The organism is Thermostichus sp. MS-CIW-36 (genome assembly GCF_054059035.1).
The window spans coordinates 87,062-104,832 of the sequence record NZ_JBSSBR010000009.1 but is presented as its reverse complement, the minus strand read 5'-3'; the positions used below and the strand labels follow the sequence as shown (position 1 = coordinate 104,832).

14 protein-coding genes, 1 tRNA gene and 1 other RNA gene are annotated in these 17,771 nt (G+C 58.4%); 7 read left to right on the top strand and 9 right to left on the bottom strand.

The features are described 5' to 3' along the window. Nucleotides 1–95: 95 nt before the first annotated feature. The 3 genes from ACVWVQ_RS06320 to rpoD form a co-directional block, all read right to left on the bottom strand. Nucleotides 96–881, bottom strand: coding sequence for an adenosylcobinamide-GDP ribazoletransferase (locus ACVWVQ_RS06320; protein WP_238376764.1), 786 nt, complete (start codon nucleotides 879–881; stop codon nucleotides 96–98). Beyond that, nucleotides 878–1,138: a hypothetical protein gene (locus ACVWVQ_RS06315; RefSeq protein ID WP_457388160.1), complete on the bottom strand. Its 261-nt coding sequence runs from the start codon at nucleotides 1,136–1,138 to the stop codon at nucleotides 878–880. Before ACVWVQ_RS06315 ends, ACVWVQ_RS06320 begins: the two co-directional genes overlap by 4 nt. Nucleotides 1,139–1,528: 390 nt before the next feature. Beyond that, nucleotides 1,529–2,740, bottom strand: a complete 1,212-nt coding sequence (gene rpoD, locus ACVWVQ_RS06310) for an RNA polymerase sigma factor RpoD (RefSeq protein WP_414417736.1) — start codon at nucleotides 2,738–2,740, stop codon at nucleotides 1,529–1,531. Between the two features lie 648 nt (nucleotides 2,741–3,388). On the opposite strand from rpoD, the gene metH reads away from it, so the two are divergent. After that, on the top strand, nucleotides 3,389–7,063 hold the full coding sequence (metH, locus tag ACVWVQ_RS06305) for a methionine synthase (RefSeq protein WP_457507469.1): 3,675 nt from the start codon (nucleotides 3,389–3,391) through the stop codon (nucleotides 7,061–7,063). A gap of 330 nt (nucleotides 7,064–7,393) precedes the next feature. Here metH and ACVWVQ_RS06300 read toward each other — a convergent pair whose 3' ends face one another. Continuing rightward, nucleotides 7,394–8,185: an ABC transporter permease gene (locus ACVWVQ_RS06300; protein WP_457507467.1), complete on the bottom strand. Its 792-nt coding sequence runs from the start codon at nucleotides 8,183–8,185 to the stop codon at nucleotides 7,394–7,396. A 461-nt stretch (nucleotides 8,186–8,646) separates the two neighbouring features. On the opposite strand from ACVWVQ_RS06300, the gene ACVWVQ_RS06295 reads away from it, so the two are divergent. After that, nucleotides 8,647–9,411, top strand: a complete 765-nt coding sequence (locus ACVWVQ_RS06295) for a TIGR03943 family putative permease subunit (protein WP_457507465.1) — start codon at nucleotides 8,647–8,649, stop codon at nucleotides 9,409–9,411. 22 nt (nucleotides 9,412–9,433) lie between these two features. Here the strand turns inward: ACVWVQ_RS06295 and apcB are convergent, their stop codons facing one another. Both apcB and truB read right to left on the bottom strand, forming a co-directional pair. Further along, nucleotides 9,434–9,937 (bottom strand): allophycocyanin subunit beta, encoded by a 504-nt coding sequence (gene apcB / locus ACVWVQ_RS06290; RefSeq protein WP_011433791.1) that lies wholly within the window; start codon nucleotides 9,935–9,937, stop codon nucleotides 9,434–9,436. A 239-nt stretch (nucleotides 9,938–10,176) separates the two neighbouring features. Beyond that, on the bottom strand, nucleotides 10,177–11,094 hold the full coding sequence (truB, locus tag ACVWVQ_RS06285) for a tRNA pseudouridine(55) synthase TruB (RefSeq protein WP_457507463.1): 918 nt from the start codon (nucleotides 11,092–11,094) through the stop codon (nucleotides 10,177–10,179). Between the two features lie 77 nt (nucleotides 11,095–11,171). On the opposite strand from truB, the gene ACVWVQ_RS06280 reads away from it, so the two are divergent. Further along, nucleotides 11,172–12,188: a DMT family transporter gene (locus tag ACVWVQ_RS06280; RefSeq protein ID WP_457507461.1), complete on the top strand. Its 1,017-nt coding sequence runs from the start codon at nucleotides 11,172–11,174 to the stop codon at nucleotides 12,186–12,188. 22 nt (nucleotides 12,189–12,210) lie between these two features. Here ACVWVQ_RS06280 and trpS read toward each other — a convergent pair whose 3' ends face one another. Further along, entirely contained in the window at nucleotides 12,211–13,206 is a 996-nt protein-coding gene (trpS, locus tag ACVWVQ_RS06275; RefSeq protein WP_457406440.1) for a tryptophan--tRNA ligase, read from the bottom strand. 123 nt (nucleotides 13,207–13,329) lie between these two features. Between trpS and ACVWVQ_RS06270 the strand changes: the two genes are divergently transcribed. The 3 genes from ACVWVQ_RS06270 to gatC all read left to right on the top strand — a co-directional run bounded on the left by ACVWVQ_RS06270 (nucleotide 13,330) and on the right by gatC (nucleotide 14,699). After that, nucleotides 13,330–13,614, top strand: a complete 285-nt coding sequence (locus ACVWVQ_RS06270; protein ID WP_414375195.1) for a chlororespiratory reduction protein 7 — start codon at nucleotides 13,330–13,332, stop codon at nucleotides 13,612–13,614. Nucleotides 13,615–13,786: 172 nt separating this feature from the next. Next, the gene (locus ACVWVQ_RS06265; RefSeq protein WP_414350803.1) at nucleotides 13,787–14,308 is read left to right on the top strand and encodes a photosystem I assembly protein Ycf3; all 522 of its coding nucleotides are present in this window, start codon (nucleotides 13,787–13,789) and stop codon (nucleotides 14,306–14,308) included. Between the two features lie 97 nt (nucleotides 14,309–14,405). After that, a complete protein-coding gene (gene gatC / locus ACVWVQ_RS06260; protein WP_414350806.1) occupies nucleotides 14,406–14,699 on the top strand; it encodes an Asp-tRNA(Asn)/Glu-tRNA(Gln) amidotransferase subunit GatC in 294 nt (97 codons plus the stop codon). A gap of 2 nt (nucleotides 14,700–14,701) precedes the next feature. On the opposite strand, the gene ACVWVQ_RS06255 is transcribed toward gatC, so the two are convergent. Then, nucleotides 14,702–14,773, bottom strand: a tRNA-Lys gene (locus tag ACVWVQ_RS06255). A 100-nt stretch (nucleotides 14,774–14,873) separates the two neighbouring features. Between ACVWVQ_RS06255 and ssrA the strand changes: the two genes are divergently transcribed. Further along, nucleotides 14,874–15,275, top strand: a transfer-messenger RNA (tmRNA) gene (ssrA, locus tag ACVWVQ_RS06250). Between the two features lie 134 nt (nucleotides 15,276–15,409). On the opposite strand, the gene ACVWVQ_RS06245 is transcribed toward ssrA, so the two are convergent. After that, complete coding sequence (locus tag ACVWVQ_RS06245; protein WP_457507459.1) at nucleotides 15,410–17,392, bottom strand: primary-amine oxidase; 1,983 nt, start codon at nucleotides 17,390–17,392, stop codon at nucleotides 15,410–15,412. Between the last annotated feature and the right edge of the window lie 379 nt (nucleotides 17,393–17,771).

The window sequence follows — 17,771 nt, the reverse complement described above, 5'->3', positions numbered from 1 at the left end:
CGGGATACCGCCATTCTGTTTGGAAACAAACAGAATGCTATCGCTGCATAGTTGAACAGTGATGTTCAGCAGTGTTCAGCGTAAATGTATCAGATTCATGATGGCCCAATAAGGGATCCCCACAGCAATGCTATCGCTTCTGACCATTCCACCGTAGCCCCGTAGGTGTCCCCCGTGTGCCCTCCCAACTGGCGGTAGATCCAGTAGCCCACGGCCCAAGCCCCCAGGGCGGATCCCAGCGTCCAGAGCAGCAAAGGGGGCCAAGCCAAGATCCCAGCCCAGCCCAACCCCCCGGTGATGGCCAGCACAAGCAGAGTGCCCGGCCACAGGGATCCCGGCAGGGAAGTGGAGTCTTTGAGGAAGCGGGCGGATCCCTGCTCGCGCAGGTAGGGGTACAGGGCAATGGCGAGCAACTGGCCCCAACGCCCCCAAGCAGGCACCAGCAGCAAGAGGGGCCAAGCTCGAACGCTGCTCAGGGCAGCAAATTTCAGCAGCAGCAGCAGCACCAAGGCCAGTACCCCATAGGCCCCGGTGTGGCTATCGCTCATCACCTGCAGACGGCGACGGGATCCCTGCAAGTCAGATTTTTGCCCATCCTCAGTTGACCGTTCCGGATCCCCTTTGTAAGGATTCTTGTGGACATTGATCGCCAAGCCATCGGCAGTATCGGCCACCCCGTCCAGGTGCAGTCCACCGGTCAAGAGAACCCACAGGGCCAAGAGCAAAGCGGCCCGCACCGGATTGGGGAAAATCTGCAGCAGGATCCCGGCCAGGGAGAGGATCCCGCCCAGCAACACACCTACCCCTGGCAGCCAGGCGGCAATGCCCTCAAACGGCAAGTCTCCGACCCACCCCAGAGGCAGGGCCGTGTAGAAAGTCAAGGCTGCCCAGAAGCGCCGCAATCGCTCAGTCCTTGAGTCTGTGTAAAGGGATCCGCCAATCCAGCCCTCTGGGAGAGAAAATAGGAATCCTTGCGAACGGTGCGCCCCACCACAATGGTGAGCTTGACAATGGTGAGCTTGGCCACCAAAGCTCCGATGGCGCCCACCGCGGCCAACACCAGAAAGAGGGCTGCTTTTTCAGAAAGACTGGGATCCGCGGAGTCTGGTTCGAGTTCATGCTGAAGATCCTGATACATTCACGCTGAACTCTCCTGAACATGGTTCAGGAAAGAAGCGATCGCATCCTGCCTATCTCTGTTCGCGTCAGCGGGACGGAGTCCAAACAGGAAGGCGGTATCCCGCAAAGCCCTGAGGAATACCCCCCGAGCGCTTTCCCCCTTCACTTCCCGGCAACCGTTGCGGTGGACTCAAGGATCAGGGGGAAACTTGGTCTACTATATCCCTCTCAATGACTTTTGCCAAACCGCCTAAAGCTCAGTAAATTCAGCAAAGTTCAGGGTTTTGGGGGTTAGAGGCATGCTCCATCGCGCGGGTTGGCAGTTCCAACTCAGTCTGTCCTAGGGGGCCGGGAACTCTCTTGGATCCCTTGCCCCGGCTCTCTATCGAAGCTGGAACAGACCGCAGAGTTAGCGGATGTATTCCTTCAACACGCTGTTGCGGTTGGGGTGGCGCAACTTGCGCAGAGCCTTAGCCTCGATCTGGCGGATTCGCTCACGGGTGACATTAAAGATCTGGCCGATTTCCTCCAGAGTTTTCATGCGGCCATCATCCAAGCCGTAGCGCAACTTCAACACATCCCGTTCGCGGGCGGTGAGGGTTTCCAAAACGCTTTCCAGATCTTCTCTGAGCAAGACTTTGGCCACCCGATCCTCCGGCGTCTCCCCATCCGACTCGATAAAGTCTCCCAGCCGAGAATCCTCTTCCTTGCCGATGGGGGTTTCCAAAGAGATGGGAAGCTGGGCCGACTTGGCGATAAAGCGCAACTTCTCGATGGTGATCTCCATGCGGGTGGCGATCTCCTCTTCGGTGGGCTTGCGGCCCAATTCCTGGGAAAGCAACTTGGTTACCTTTTTGATGCGGGAGATCGTCTCGTAGAGGTGGACAGGCAGGCGAATGGTGCGGGATTGGTCGGCAATGGCGCGGGTGATGGCCTGTCGAATCCACCACGTCGCATAGGTGGAGAACTTGTAGCCCTTCTCGTGGTCGAATTTCTCGGCTGCCCGAATCAGGCCCAGGGATCCCTCCTGAATCAAATCCTGAAAAGACAGGCCCCGGTTCATGTACTTTTTGGCGATGGACACCACCAAACGCAGATTAGACTGCACCATCTTTTCTTTGGCCCGCCGCCCCCGATGCAACCGCCGCCGAAATTCCGGCAAGGACATCTTGACCTCTTCTGCCCAGAGGGTGTCCGGCACCTCTTCTGGGTCTGACCAGAGGCCCATACGCTGAAAAACGGCCTCGCGAGCGCGCTCTAGCTCCAGCAGATCGGCAATTTTTCGGGCTAGCTCGATTTCTTCATCGGCCCGCAGCAGCCGGATACGCCCAATTTCTTGCAAATAGACCCGGATAGAGTCATCGGTGTAGGGCTTTTTCTTACTGGCCGCCTTGCGCTTTGAGCGACCTTTGGCACCGGCGGCGGCAGTCTCTCCATCCTCCTCTGCTGCCTCTTCGTCGTCGTCATCCTCATCAAAAGCATCAGTGTCACCGGTATCCAGTTCGCTCTCGAGGGTATCTGTCTCCGTGTCCAACTCCAGGGTGCCAGAAGGTGGATTTTCCAGATCCGATTCGAGAAGAGCTGTTTGACCAGATTTCACCAATTCCTTTGCTTGAGCCATGCTGAGTTCCTCGTGATCCTAATCACAGACAACTAAAGGTGACTAAGGGAGCTTAGACGCCAAAGGGAGAGGAGCAAGTTGCAGCCCTGCTGCATCCCACAACGCCAGAGTGAGGGAGCCGATATCCGCAAGCCAAAGCCTGAGTTGCCCTAGGCAAGCCTGCCCGCTTCTGGATAACCGATTGCTCGGGTCAATCTGGAAGCAGATATCGCTCATGGGGCTCAACTGAACTGGCGCAAGACCCGTCATCTTGGTGGGCGGAACCTCTCAAGATGGCGAGAGGTGGATCTTTCTCTTCGCCAATCCTGCGACGGGGTGCGAGGCACTTCACTGGGGGGGCGGAACATTCAGCACCTCAACCACTCCAACCCGCGAGGAGAAGATCGCTCTACAGCAGGCGGCAAGTGACCCTGGGAGGAACACTTGCGAGCAACTGTAGCCGTTCACACCAAAACGTCTTCCCTAAATTAGCCCGACCTGGGGGAAACAGCAACGGGGCAGGCAAAGAAAATGTTAAATTCGCCTCAACAATGGCCAGAATGGAAGCCCTGGCCAGGGATCCATCCTTCGGCCTAGTCCGAGCAAATGGCTCGATGCTAACTTAAATCAGACTCTAGGTCGATGACACCCTGCCTGACTTTGACTTCTATGACCCATCCCTTCCTGCAGCATCTCCAGGAACGTGTGATTGTCTTTGATGGGGCGATGGGATCCTCCCTCCAGGCCCAGAACCTGACGGCAGCGGATTTTGGTGGGCCGGAGCTGGAGGGTTGCAACGAGATGCTGGTGCTGACCAAGCCGGAGGCGGTGGAGCGGGTACACCGCGGCTTTCTGGAAGTGGGGGCCGACGTTGTTGAGACCAATACCTTTGGGGCCACCTCCATCGTTTTGGCCGAGTACGGGATCCCGGAAAAAGCCTACGAGCTGAACGTGGCGGCGGCGCGACTGGCCAAGCGGGTAGCAGCCGAGTTTGCGACGCCGGAAAAGCCCCGTTTTGTGGCCGGCTCCATTGGCCCCACCACCAAGCTGCCCACCCTGGGGCACATCAGCTTTGATGAGATGCGGGCTGCCTACGAGGAGCAGGTGCAGGGGCTAGTTGACGGTGGGGCGGATCTGCTGATCATCGAGACCTGCCAGGACATTTTGCAGACCAAGGCGGCCCTGGTGGCCGTGCAGCAGGAGTTTGCCCAGCGAGGGATCCGCCTGCCGGTGGTGGTGTCCCTCACCTTTGAGGTACAGGGGACAATGCTGGTGGGCACGGAGATCGGGGCGGCCCTGGCCATCCTGGAGCCCTATCCCATCGATGTGCTGGGCCTCAACTGCGCCACTGGCCCAGACAAGATGGTCGAACACATCCGCTATCTGTCCCGCCATTCTCCTTTCCCCATCTCCTGCATCCCCAACGCTGGCCTGCCGGAAAACATCGGCGGCAAAGCCCACTACAAGCTCACGCCGGAGCAGTTGCGCTTCCACCTGGAGCATTTTGTGCGGGATCTGGGGGTAGCGGTGGTGGGAGGGTGTTGCGGCACCCGTCCGGAGCACATTGCCGCCTTGGTGGAAGCTGTGCAGGGGCTGCGGCCCAAACGTCGTAGCATCGAACGGATCCAGGCTGCTGCCTCGATTTATGCCCCTCAGCCCTACCTGCAGGAGAACTCTTTTTTGATCATCGGCGAGCGGCTGAATGCCAGCGGCTCCAAAAAGATGCGGGAGCTGCTTAATGCCGAAGACTGGGACGGCCTGGTGGCCCTAGCGCGGGAGCAGGTGCGGGAGGGAGCCCACATCCTGGACGTGAATGTGGACTACGTGGGCCGGGATGGCGTGCGGGATATGCGGGAGCTGGTCTCGCGGCTGGTTACCCAAATCCCAATTCCCCTGATGCTGGATTCTACCGATTGGCAAAAGATGGAAGCGGGCCTCAAGGTGGCGGGGGGCAAGTGCCTGCTCAACTCCACCAACTACGAAGACGGGGAAGAGCGCTTCTTCAAGGTGCTGGAGCTAGCTAAAACCTACGGCGCCGGGGTGGTCATCGGCACCATCGACGAAGAGGGCATGGCCCGCACCGCCGACAAGAAGTTCCAGATTGCCGAGCGGGCCTATCGCCAGGCGGTTGAGTACGGGATCCCGCCCTACGAGATTTTCTTTGACCCCCTGGCTTTGCCCATTTCCACCGGCATCGAGGAAGACCGGGCCAACGGGGCAGCCACCCTGGAGGCCATCCGCCGTATCCGCCAGGCTTTCCCGGAGACCCACATTCTCTTGGGCATTTCCAACATCTCCTTTGGGCTCTCGCCGGCAGCCCGCGTGGTGTTGAACTCGGTGTTTTTGCACGAGTGCCGCGAGGCCGGCCTGGATGCCGCCATCGTCAGCGCCGCCAAGATCCTGCCCCTGAACAAGATCCCCGAAGAGCAGCAGCAGGTGTGTCGGGATCTGATCTGGGATCGGCGGCAGTTTAACGCCGTTCGCGTTAGCGGGACGGAGTCCTCGGGCATTTGCACCTACGATCCTCTGGCGCGGCTGACGGAGCTGTTTGCGGGAGTTTCCAGCCAAGAGCTGCGGGCAGCCAGATCCCTGGCCACGCTGCCTCTGGAGGAGCGCCTGCGGCGGCACATCATTGACGGGGAGCGGATTGGCCTGGAGGAGACCCTGGCGGAGGCACTGCAGAAATATCCTCCCCTGGAGATCATCAACACCTTTTTGCTGGATGGCATGAAGGAGGTGGGGGAGCTCTTCGGCGCTGGCAAAATGCAACTGCCCTTTGTGCTGCAGTCGGCAGAAACCATGAAAGCGGCGGTGAAATACCTGGAGCCCTTCATGGAAAAGGTGGGAGGGGAAGTGTGCAAAGGCACTCTTTTGATTGCCACCGTCAAGGGGGATGTCCACGATATTGGCAAAAACTTGGTGGACATCATCCTCACCAACAACGGCTACAAAGTCATCAACCTGGGCATCAAGCAGCCGGTGGAGAACATCATCGAAGCCTATGAAAAGAGCAAGGCCGACTGCATTGCCATGAGCGGCCTGTTGGTGAAATCCACGGCCTTTATGAAAGAGAATTTGGAGGTGTTTAACGAGCGGGGCATCACGGTTCCCGTCATTTTGGGAGGGGCGGCCCTCACCCGCCGCTTTGTGGAAGAAGACTGCCGCCAGACCTACAAAGGCCAGGTGATCTATGGCCGCGACGCCTTCGTCGATCTCCACTTTATGGATCGGCTGATGCAGGCCAAAGCTGCCGGACGCTGGGACGACCGGCTGGGTTTTCTGGATGACTTGGAGCAGGGATCCCCCTCTGCCAATGGCCAGAAAGAGGCTTCTTGGGTTCCAGAGGAAACGGATCCCAGCCTGCCCCCTGCGGAGACCACCGTGGGAGCTGCTCCCGCCCTCACCCTCTCCGAGTCCCAAGACACCCGCCGCTCTGAAGCCGTTGCCCTCGAGACCGAACGGCCTATCCCGCCCTTCTGGGGATCCAAACTTCTCGCCTCAGATCAGATCCCTTGGCCAGAGGTCTTCTTCTACATCGACAAGCAGGCCCTGGTAGCCGGCCAGTGGCAGATTCGCAAGCCCCGCGACCAGTCGGCGGAGGAGTTTGCCGAGTTTATCGCCACCCAGGTGGAGCCGGTGATCGAGCGCTGGAAAGAGCGGATCCTGGCAGAAGATCTGCTGCACCCCCAAGTGGTCTACGGCTATTTCCCGGCCCAGGCGGAAGGAAATACTCTAATCCTGTTCGACCCGGCCAGCTTCCCGGAGCTGTTTTCCCTGGAGCCAGGCTCCACCACCTATTTCCAACTGCCCACGGTGGAGCGCCCGCAACTCTCTCCAGGGGTGCGGGAATTGGCCCGCTTCACCTTCCCCCGCCAAAAGAGCGGCCACCGCTACTGTATCGCTGACTTCTTTGCCGATCGCTCCACTGGCCTAGTAGATGTCTTCCCCATGCAGGCGGTCACGGTAGGGGCAGAAGCCACCGCCTATGCCCAGCGCCTGTTTGCCGAAGGCCAGTACACCGACTACCTGTATTTCCACGGCCTGGCTGTGACCCTGGCGGAAGCCCTGGCGGAATGGTGCCATGCCCGCATCCGGCGGGAGCTGGGGTTCGGCCACGAAGATAGCCCCGACATCCGCAAGATCCTGCACCAGGGCTATCGGGGATCCCGCTACAGCTTCGGCTATCCCGCCTGCCCCAACATCGCCGACCAACGGGTTCTGCTGCAGGTGCTCCAGGCCGAGCGCATTGGCCTCACCATGGACGAAAGCGATCAATTGGATCCGGAACAGTCCACCACCGCCATCGTTGCTTACCATCCGGCAGCCCGCTACTTCAACACTTAGGCTTAGCTTGTCGGGGTGTGGGGGTAGCTAAGCCCCGCACTGTACTCGTAGAGTCAGTGTCGGGATACAGATACCCCCACATGGTGTATGATGGGAGTACTTGCACAAAACGGCTTTTGCCGGAATCTGGTGCAACTACGCGGTAGGGCATTCCGTGTCTGCTCGTGGAGGGTTCTTGCGTAGGCTCCCCGATGAAGCGAGAAGCCCACGCTGTACCCGTAGGGTCAGCGATGGGAGTATGTCACGCCCTCATCTCCAACCTCTCTCAGGGGAAGAGGGGGAACTGTCGAGAACGGCTAGCGGGATCCCAGGCGGGAGCGGCTGTTCGCGTCAGCGGTGCGGAGCACTCCGCAGGGGGAAGCCCACGACCAAGATCAAGGTAACCAGAATGATCAAGGTGGAGAGGGCATTGATTTCCGGGGTAACTCCTCGTCGCGCCGTGCTGTAGATCAAAATTGGCAAGGTCAGGCTCTCCGGCCCACTGGTAAAAAAGGAGATGACAAAATCATCTATCGAAAGGGTAAAAGCCAGCAAAGCGGCAGCTTGGATCCCTGGCATGACCAAGGGCAAGGTGACATAGCGTAGCTTTTGCCAGGTGTTTGCATAGAGGTCATAGGCTGCTTCTTCCAGGGCGGGATCCAAAAGTTGGAGACGGCTGCGCACCACAATAGCCACAAAAGCAATCTGAAACGTAATGTGGGCCAAGATCATCGTCCCCAAGCCCAGCTCAAAGAGGCCCGTGTAAAAGCGCACAAACTGGTAGAACAGCAGCAGCGCGATGGCCATCACAATATCGGGGACGATCACCGGCAACAGCATCAGCCCCTGCAGGATCTTTTTACCGGGGAAGCGATAGCGATACAGCCCATAGCCCAGCAGGGATCCCAGCAGCGTGCTGACCAGGGTGCTGACCACGGCCAAGACGAGGGTGTTCTGCGTCGCCTGCCAGATCGAGGCATTCCGAAAGAGAGCCAAGTACCAATCGAAGGTAAAGCCCGTCCATACCAGCCCAAAGCGGGCGCGGTTAAAGGAATAGACCGCAATAAGCAGAATTGGCAGGTAGAGAAAACCATAGATGGCGTAGCTCACGCCCCGCAGCCAGCTAGGTATCCTTGCCAACATTCGCGTGTGCTATCTCAGTTGCGTCTATCCCACTGTAGAGCAGACCGCCAAAATTGCAGCAACTCCCTAGGCTTTATACACCCGCCTACAACCCTGTCCATCACGCTAAAGTCCGTTATCAATGGGATATCAATGTGAGGTTATCTGTGGCTGGATTTGTTGAATTGATGATGGGATCCCTGAAGCTGTAAAGACGGCAATCAAAGAACGTGAGCCAAACGAAATGTTTTGCTGTTCGCGTTAGGGGGACGGAGTCCTTGCCTTATTCGGGCAACCCGATACCTGTGACTGGGAAATTGGCAGCACAGGCATTCCCCAACGCCGGCAGTGGGCACTTCCGCGAGGATTGCTAAACTTAGGCTCGGAGTGGTGTGAAAAAGCTACAACCCATGCCCAAAAGCAGTTCTGGTCGTCTTCGAGAAAAACAAAATCCAGAGGAACCGCACGCGAAAACCAAGGGTATGTCTCGGCCTGTCGGTCGCGTCAGCGGGACGGAGTCCAAACCGTTGCGGTGGGGCAATATAGCCTACTGGGAGGCGGTTGGGTTGATGTTGCTAGGGATCCTGCTGATCGTCTATCGCTGGCGGGGCACCCTGCTGATGTTGATCAATCCCGGCTACGTGAATGTGGCGCTGTTGGCCGGGCTGTGTCTGTTGGGCTTGGGGATTGGCCGTTGGCGAGGAGCCAAAGTTGCCTCTTCTGAAGTCCATGCCTCACTATTGGGGCCGCGGCTGGGCGCAGGACTGTTGATCCTGACGGCCCTGCTGGGGTTTTGGGTCGAGCCACGACCACTCTCCAGCCAAACTGCCCTCAACCGAGGGGTATCTCCCTATCTGGGGGTATCTCGTAGCCAGCCGCAGGCTTTTCGCCCCAAGCTCGACCCGCGTCAGCGTACTCTGCTGGACTGGGTGCGCACCTTGGATGTTTACCCGGATCCCTACACCTATGAAGACCAGCCGGTGCGGGTGCAGGGGTTCGTCATTCCTGACGAGCAACCCGACCACTTTGTTATTGCTCGGTTTTTGGTTAGCTGCTGTGCTGCCGATGCTTACCCCGTGGGCTTGCCGGTGCGCTGGCCAGAGGCAGAGCAGTTAACTGCCGACAGTTGGCTGCGTCTGGAGGGGCGCATGGCCGTGGAGCAGCGGGATGGCCAATCTCAGTTGGTAATCGCTGCCGAGCAGGTGGAGCCGATACCGGTGCCGGCCAATCCCTACGCCGACGAATAAGAGCAGGCGCTTAGATATCGGTTTAGATATCGGTTTCGCTCAGCTTAGCGCTCAGGTAATCGAAGGGCTCGGCCACAAAGCTGTAGTCTTCGCCAGAGCCAAGCAGCTCCAGGGTGCGGGTTTTCATGTTTTGGATCCCAATCACCGTCGGGGCGATGGGCACGCCGAGGGAGTTGTAGGTCTCCCGCAAGCCCGCCAACACCCGCTCATCCAGAATGCTGTTATCGGCAGCCACCAGCGCGTAGGAAGCGTAGCGCAAGAAGTAGTCCATATCCCGCAAACAGGTGGCATAGCGGCGGGTGGTGTAGGCGTTGCCTCCCGGACGAATGAGATCTGGCACCTGGGCGAACATGGCCGCAGCAGCCGTTTTGACGATATCCACCGAGTTGAGATTGATCACGTTCACGGCCTTGATGCGCCGCAGCCCCGAGTCATAAAAAGCCTTGAGCGCATCCATTGCCTCCCGATCCAAGTAGCGGCCCGTCAGGTCGTAGGTTTTGATCAGCGTGGTTACGGCATCCCGCATATCCCCAACTCCGTTCCTGTGACTTTACTTTGCAAAGTAGCTTGAGATGAAAAAATGAGAAGAGATTTTGCCGGACAACATCCAAAGGTCAGCCCTGGAGAATTGAACCAGAGCCCGGCAACGGCAACGCTTCAGGCTCCCATTCGCCCTCAGAAGTTTAGCATGCGGGGGTTTCTTTCCCACTTCCCCCTGAGACAATGGCCAATGTTGTTACAAAAATGTAACCTTTCTGCAACACTCTAGGGATCCGGCGACAACACCCGCAGCGGCTTGAGCTGACCTGCCTGACCGTACCCCAAGCCCAAAAACTTGCCCTCCTCATCCAGCACCCGCAAAGTAGGGGCACCGATAATGGGCCGGTCGAGGGGAATGGCCTGACCCTGCAGCCACTGCTCCGCTTTGGCGGAAGAGAGTTCTACTGCCTCCCAATCGGCAAATCCCCACTCAATGGGCAACAGGGCGGCAGCGGGATCCGCGGATCCCTGCCATTTCTCCAGGGGCAGGCTTTCTGCGATGCGAAAGGGGCCACTTTGCAGCCGTCGCAGCCGGCTCATCAGCCCTCCACAGCCCAATTTTTCCCCCACATCGCGGGCAAGGGCACGAATGTAGGTGCCGGGGCCACAGGCAACTTCCAGATCCACTTCCGGAAAGTCTCCGGCTCGCCAGCCCAGGATGCGCAGTTGCCGAATGACCACCCGTCGGGGTTCCAACTGGAGTTCCGCAGCCTCCACGCCGGCACGGGCCAACTGGTAGAGCTTTTTCCCCTGGCGCTTAAGGGCGCTGTAGAGGGGCGGCACCTGCCAGATCTCGCCGGTAAACTCCCGCAAGCACTGCTCTACCTGCTCGCGACTCAACCCAGGACAAGGGGATCCCAACCGGATCTGCCCTTCAGCATCGTCGGTGTCGCTACGCTGTCCCAATCGGAAGGTTGCTTGATACACCTTATCTCCCGACAAAAACGACAAAAAGCGTGTCGCTCGCCCCACAGCAATGGGCAAAACCCCCGTTGCCGCCGGATCCAAGGTGCCCCCATGCCCCACCTTGCGGGTGCGCAAGACCCGCCGCACCACTGCCACACAGTCGTGGGAGGTGAGCCCCGCCGGCTTGTCCAGGTTGAGAAAGCCCTCCAGGGATCCCATGCCAGGCATAATATGCATCAACAGTTAAGATTTGTAACTGAGCTGCCCCAGCGCTTAACATGGGGTTAACTTCCGTCTCCAAGTTTGAAGCACCTATGGCTCAGTCTGACCTGTTCTTTCAGCCTATCTGGCAACGCCTCCTGATGATTGCCCCCTTTTTCCTGTGGGGCTCAGCAATGGTGGTGATGCGAGATGCCCTCTCCGAGACCACCCCCCTCTTCATTGCCATTCTGCGGTTGTTGCCGGCAGGGATCCTGGTTCTTGCCTTTCGGCTCTGGCAGGGGCGGGGCTCTGCGGCCTCTCACGCCTGGCATCCCAGAGGGCTGCGCGGCTGGCTATGGGTGTTGGCGTTTGCGCTGGTGGATGGCACATGTTTTCAGGGATTTTTGGCCCAAGGGCTGAAAGAGACAGGGGCAGGCCTGGGATCCGTGCTCATTGACTCGCAGCCGCTGGCGGTGGCTTTGATGGCCACCTGGTTTTATCGAGAGCGGATGGGATCCCTAGGCTGGCTGAGCCTGGGGCTGGGAGTTTTCGGCATTGGCCTCATCGGCCTATCCGGTGGGGGATCCCTGCAGTTGGGGGCCGGCGTCGTTTGGATGTTGATGGCCTCCCTGTCGATGGCCATCGGCACCGTGATGATGCCCAAGGTGGCGGAGGTGGCGGATCCGGTGCTGGCGACGGGCTGGCACATGGTGTTGGGCAGCCTGCCCTTGATCCTGCTGTCGGGACTGACGGAGACTCAGCAATGGCAACACCTGAGCGGGATCCACTGGCTGGGCCTCCTCTACGCTTCGGTGATGGGGAGCGCCTTGGCCTATGCCCTCTTCTTCTATTTCGCCTCCCAGGAAAACCTCACCGAGTTCAGCTCCCTGACCTTCCTCACCCCCATCTTTGCCCTGCTGTTTGGCAGCACCTTTCTGGGGGAATCGCTGACGCGGCTGCAATGGCTGGGAGTGGGCATCACTCTGGTCTGCGTGTATTTGATTAACCACCGGCAAGAATGGCAGGAGCGCCTGCGCCTGGGCTGGAAAGGGATCCTCTCAGAGCTGGGTTTAGACTGGCTGGTGAGCGCCTTGAGCACCGTCGAGATCCGCGATGGCAACCCCGACTGATCAAAGCTTGGGCAGGGATCCCTTAGGGGGGCAAGAACCCCATGGCCTCTCTCACCGTTTTTAGCGTTTGCTCGGCGATGGCCCGGGCCTTAGCGGCATTCTCCCGTATCAGAACGAGCAGGTGGTCGGGGTTGCTCCACAGTTCCCGGTAGCGCTGCTGAATGGGCTCCAGGGCAGCGATGATGCTGTCGGCAAGGAGGGGCTTGAACTGCCCCCACCCCATCTCGGCACACTCAGCCGCCACCACCTCCTTGCTTTTGCCGGAGGTGAGCATGTAAATCGTCAACAAATTGTGGGCTTCGGGACGAGCCGGATCGTCAAAAGTAATGCCCCGAATGGGGTCGGTCTTGCATTTTTGGATCTTCTTGCGGATGGTATCTGGGTCATCCAGCAGATGGATACGGCTGAAATCCGAGGGATCCGACTTGGACATCTTGCGCGTACCATCGGTCAAGCTCATTACCCGCGCCCCCTCCGGACGAATCAGGGCCTCTGGGATCAGAAACACCTCTCCAAAACGGTCATTGAAGCGGCGAGCGATGTCCCGACACAGCTCAATATGCTGCCGCTGATCCTCCCCCACCGGCACATACTTGGGTTGGTAGAGCAAAATATCCGCCGCCTGCAAAATCGGGTAGCTGAACAAGCCAACGCTGGTCTCCTCTCCCTGTTTTTCTTTCTTCTCCTTGTATTGGATCATGCGCTCCGCCCAGTTCATGGGGGTGATGGTGTTGAACAGCCAGGCCAGCTCCGTATGGGCAGGCACATGGGACTGCACGAACAGCACACAATGCTCCAGGCTGAGACCGCAGGCCAAATAAAGGGCAAACAGCGAACGGGTACGCTCCCTCAGCAGCTTGGGATCCTGAGGGACGGTGATGGCGTGTTGATCGACGATGCAAAAAAAGTTCTCGTAGTGCTCCTGCTCGGCCACCCAATTCTTAATCGCCCCCAAGTAATTGCCCAAATGCAGTTCGCCAGAGGGCTGAATGCCAGAAAGGGTGCGCGGCTTGGCCATAGGGAAAGCAGATCTCAAACGCCAACAAGACGGAGGACAAGAGCAAGGAAAGTCTTTTTCAGGATATCAAGAGAGGCGCAACCTGTTGGTTCATGATGGAAGGAAGATGCCCAACCGCACACCATGTCAGACTCTGAACCCGAACTGTTGCGTGCTGCCAACCACTATGTGCTGCTGATCCCGGGCTTGCCGGAGCAATTTCTCAGCCCTGAGGAATTGCAGGAGTTTCTCGTGCGGCTGTTGCAGGAGCATCCCCACCTGGTGGATGCAGATCTGGCCCGCTATCCCACCCCTCAAGCGCAGGCACAGCGGCTGATCGACACCGCCTGTGAGATCGAAGTTTCCCCCGGCGAAACCGTGCAGTGGCATCCTGTGCGCCTGAGCAAGCGCTCCTCGACACGGTCTTGACAGGTCGGAAGTTCCTTGACAAGGCCGTTTGTGGCCTCGTCGCGACAGCGTTGCAGTTCCCCTGCCGTAGCCTGAGACAGAGCCCTCATGGAGTTGTGTTTCGGATCCCGCCTTGGGCGTGATACAACGCAAGAGTAGAGATCCTTAGTCCTAAACTTAAAAGGGGTCAGCCATGCCGCGCAGCATGAAGAACGACAACTTCATTGACAAGACCTTCACCGTCATGGCCGATCTAATTCTGAAACTGCTGCCAGGGGTGAGTTCCGAGGAAAAGAAAGCCTTTGCCTACTACCGGGATGGCATGGCCGCTCAGAGCGAAGGAGAATACGCCGAGGCCCTAGAAAACTACAGAGAAGCCCTCGCCCTCGAGCAAGGGGAAGAAGACCGCAGCTACATTCTCTACAACATGGGCCTGATCTACCAGAGCAACGGCGAGCTTGACAAAGCCCTCGATCACTACCACCAAGCTCTGGAGTTAAACCCAAGACTTTGCTCTGCCCTGAACAACATTGCCGTATTGCTGCACCACAAGGGCGAGCTGAGCCTGCAAGCCGGGGATGAGGAAACAGCAGAGGCCCTGTTCAACGAGGCTGCCCAGTACTGGATTCGGGCCATTCGCATTGCCCCCAACAACTACATCGAGGCCCAAAACTGGCTGAAAACCACCGGGCGCGCCAACCTGGAGGTGTACTGAGCTTTCCTGCAGAAGGACTCCGTTCCGTTAACGCGAACGGTTGATCTCGGCTACCCTGGGCTAAGTCAAGTCGATAATCTGGGAGCCGGAGGAGAGGATGCTGAAACGGGAAGAAGTCCAACATGTTGCTCACTTGGCTCGTCTGGAGCTGACCGAGGAGGAAGAGATCCAGTTCACAGAGCAGCTAGCAGACATCTTGGCCTACGTGGAGCAACTGAAGGAGCTGGACACGGAGGGGGTAGAGCCCACCTTTCACGTCCTGGACATGGAACTGCCCACCCGCCCCGATGAAGTCGAGCCCTACCCGGATATCGAAGGGATCCTGGCCAACGCCCCTGACCGGGCAGACATGTTCTTCAAGGTGCCCCGCATTTTGGAAGGGGAAGACTGACATGGGTCGGCAGGGATTCGAACCCTGGGCCAATCGGTTAAAAGCCGAGTGCTCTACCGCTGAGCTACCGACCCAAGTTTGCAGCTTTGTCATATTAGCAAAGCTTCTGTCACATTCGCAAAGGTTCTGGCCGTATCCCCAAAAATCTTGCTATGCTGGACTCAAGTCAACCCTGGGGCTGTAACGGTTTCGACGGGGTGGCGAACATGGGTTCATGAGGCAGGTCGGGATTGAGCTTATCCCGTTACCACCAGGCTCAAAAAAGTACGTGCGAACAACGTCGTACCCTTTGCTCGTAAAGCAGCTGCTTTGGCTGCCTAAGGCTCAGTAACCGAAAACTTACTCTGAGCTCGAGGATCTGCTCACGACCCCGTTAAGTGGGCGGATCACAACCCCAACGGGTGCAGCTCTCTACTCTGGCTCCGTCGAGGGAGAGACTAAGATTAGGCGGAGAACTCCCATCGCTGGGATCCAAACGGCGATCCCCGCCTCGAGGGTCAAAGAGGCTAAACCTGTGAATGAGTGATCCCTCAGTACCCATCTCGGACACGGGTTCGACTCCCGTCAGCTCCATTTCCCAAAGTTGAACAATGCCCAGAAGTTCCTACACAGCAAGGCTTCTGGGCTTTTTGATATTCTTGACAGCCCACCCAAATCCGTTGGATCCCGATTCGGTCAGCGCGATGAGGGACAGGGGGTGGATATGGCGCTCACTGCTGGTTGGAATGACTCAAGCTGCAGCAGCCTTTGGTCTTCGGCGGGGGAGGAGGCACATCCAGAGCTGGGTTGCACTCAAAGAAGCCCAGGGGCTTGAGCATAAAGCCGATGTAGCTAACCGGCATCACCGGCCAGTCTTCGGTGCGGGGGAAGTGATTGCAGCCAAAGCTATACCAGAGCACCAGGCGGGTGTTTTCCAGGGATCGGTTCGCTTGCGTCCATTTCACCAGCCCTTCGCCACCGGGGTGTTGGTTGGGGTAGTTCCCTGCTGGGAACTTCTCGCCGGGATGGTAGGGCGTGGCCCAGAGGTGGTGGGCCAGGTATCCTGCCCGTCGGTGCAGCCAAGAGTCGGGGTGGGCCAAAAGCTGGACGTTTTCCCCCGGTATCAGTTTGTAGGCCACCGGCTGTCCCAGGCGGTTGTGGCGATTGGGGTTGACAATCTTCCAATAGCGGCCCCGCAAGGGATCCACCGTTTGCTTAGCCTCCTGCTCGGTTTTGAGCAGGGTGGAGCGGGCGCGAAAGGCGTTGCCGTGAGGGTTATCCGGCCCCAGAGGCAGAGGTTCTGCATGCACTTCATAGAGGGAGTTGCACGGCCCATCCACCGCCATATCCAGGCGAACGGTGAAAAAGTGCTGGTGGTTGAGGCCAGACAATTGGGGTGCCACCAAGACGCCGAACTCCGGCTCTTCCCCCGGCAACGTAGCGCAAGTGTTGATAATGCCGGTGAGCTTGGCTTCAAACTCCAGCGTGCCATCCTGGTAGAAGTACCAGAAAAAGCCGTAGTCGTAGTTGCCAATGGTGGTGAAAAAGGAAAGCACCAGCCGCCGCGAGCGCCGCACCTGCGCCCGTTCCGTGCGCCAGTCGGTGTGCTTCCAGAGCACCCCAAAGTCCTCCTCGTGCATACAGACGGCATTTTTCAAAAGCATGGGCTCGCCGCTGTTGGTGGGCAACCAGGCATCGAAGTAGTAGATCTCTCCCAAGCAGTCGCAGCCCAGCTGCAGGGAATTGGCCTGCATGCCAATGCCGTATTCCCCCACATCAAAGGCATTTTTGCGACAGTGGGGATCCCGCGGATCCCCGTAGGGCACCACCATCTCGGCTACCGAAGCCCGATAGAGAATGGGGCGAAGGCGGCCTTGATCCTCATAGCTCACTTGGTGCAACACCAGCCCTTCTCGCGGGTTAAAGCTGATGCGCAGATCCCACTTCTGCCAGCGGATGTGGTGGCCGTCCACCTGGAAGCTCACCCCTTGGGGCTGAGTGATTTCTAGCGGCTTCAAGTCTTGGCGAAAATCTTTGAAAAACAGCTCGTCGAAGTTACCGGACTCCGGCGGCAAGGGCCACAGACCCCGATCCTCCACCTTGACGACTTGCATGCGGTTGAGGTCAATCCAGGGGTAGAGCCCCTCGATGGGGCGGGCATAGCCGTTGTCGCAAGGGGAAGTACGTAGGAAACAAAAGCCTCGCACCAGCCGCCGCCCTTCTTCTTCCGGGATCCCAAAGTAGCCCACCGTCCAGTAGTCCACCATCACCAAATCCACATCGGCAATCCCCCGCCGCTGCAGAGCCGCCAAAAATTGGGGATCCTCCTTGAGCAGGCGGTCGCAGGCGTACACCTCATCATCCAACAGGGGGGGCTGCACGCCCGGAACGAGCTGCCAAGAGCGCACCTGCTGTGTTGACAGAGAGACCACGGCTTCGTAGGTGTTGCCACTGGCCGGATCCAACAGCACCACGAAAGCCTGCCGATCCCACGGCTGCCCCGGCTGCCACGCTTCCATCCAAGGCCGCTCCGGCTCTTGTAGCTGGATGGTTACAAAGCGCCCCTGAGAACTGAGGGGCCGTTGCCGGCGCAGGATCTGCACCACTTGCCGCATCTCCTCAGCACTGAGGGGATCCAAGGGGTGGCCTTGGGACAATGCAGGTTCGCTCGACTGATGCTGTCGATCCAAACTGGGAGAAACTTCACAAACCACAGCAATAACCTTGAATTCTTCAGTTGGAAAATGATTGAGTTGAGCTAGGAAAAAATAGGGAGAAGTCTGCTGAGAAAAGTCAAAGGGATCCCTTCGCTCGCCATGCCGCGGGCCAGCCCATCAACCCAACTCAGAGAATCCAGAAAACCTAACAGCAGGCTAAACAGACTATCCTGTTGCCATCGCCAACATCGGGCAACTTTGCAAGAGATACCCGGGGAAAGGAAAACTTAAGCCAAAGCCCAAGGAAGTGAAGACAACCTCGGCCCTGCTAATTGTCCAGATCTAGCAATCTTCTGTTTCCCCGTCCGCTAACCAAATGAAGAGGGCAACGGCACCTTGAGAAGCCGCGCCAGGGCGAACAGGAAACCGTCAACCC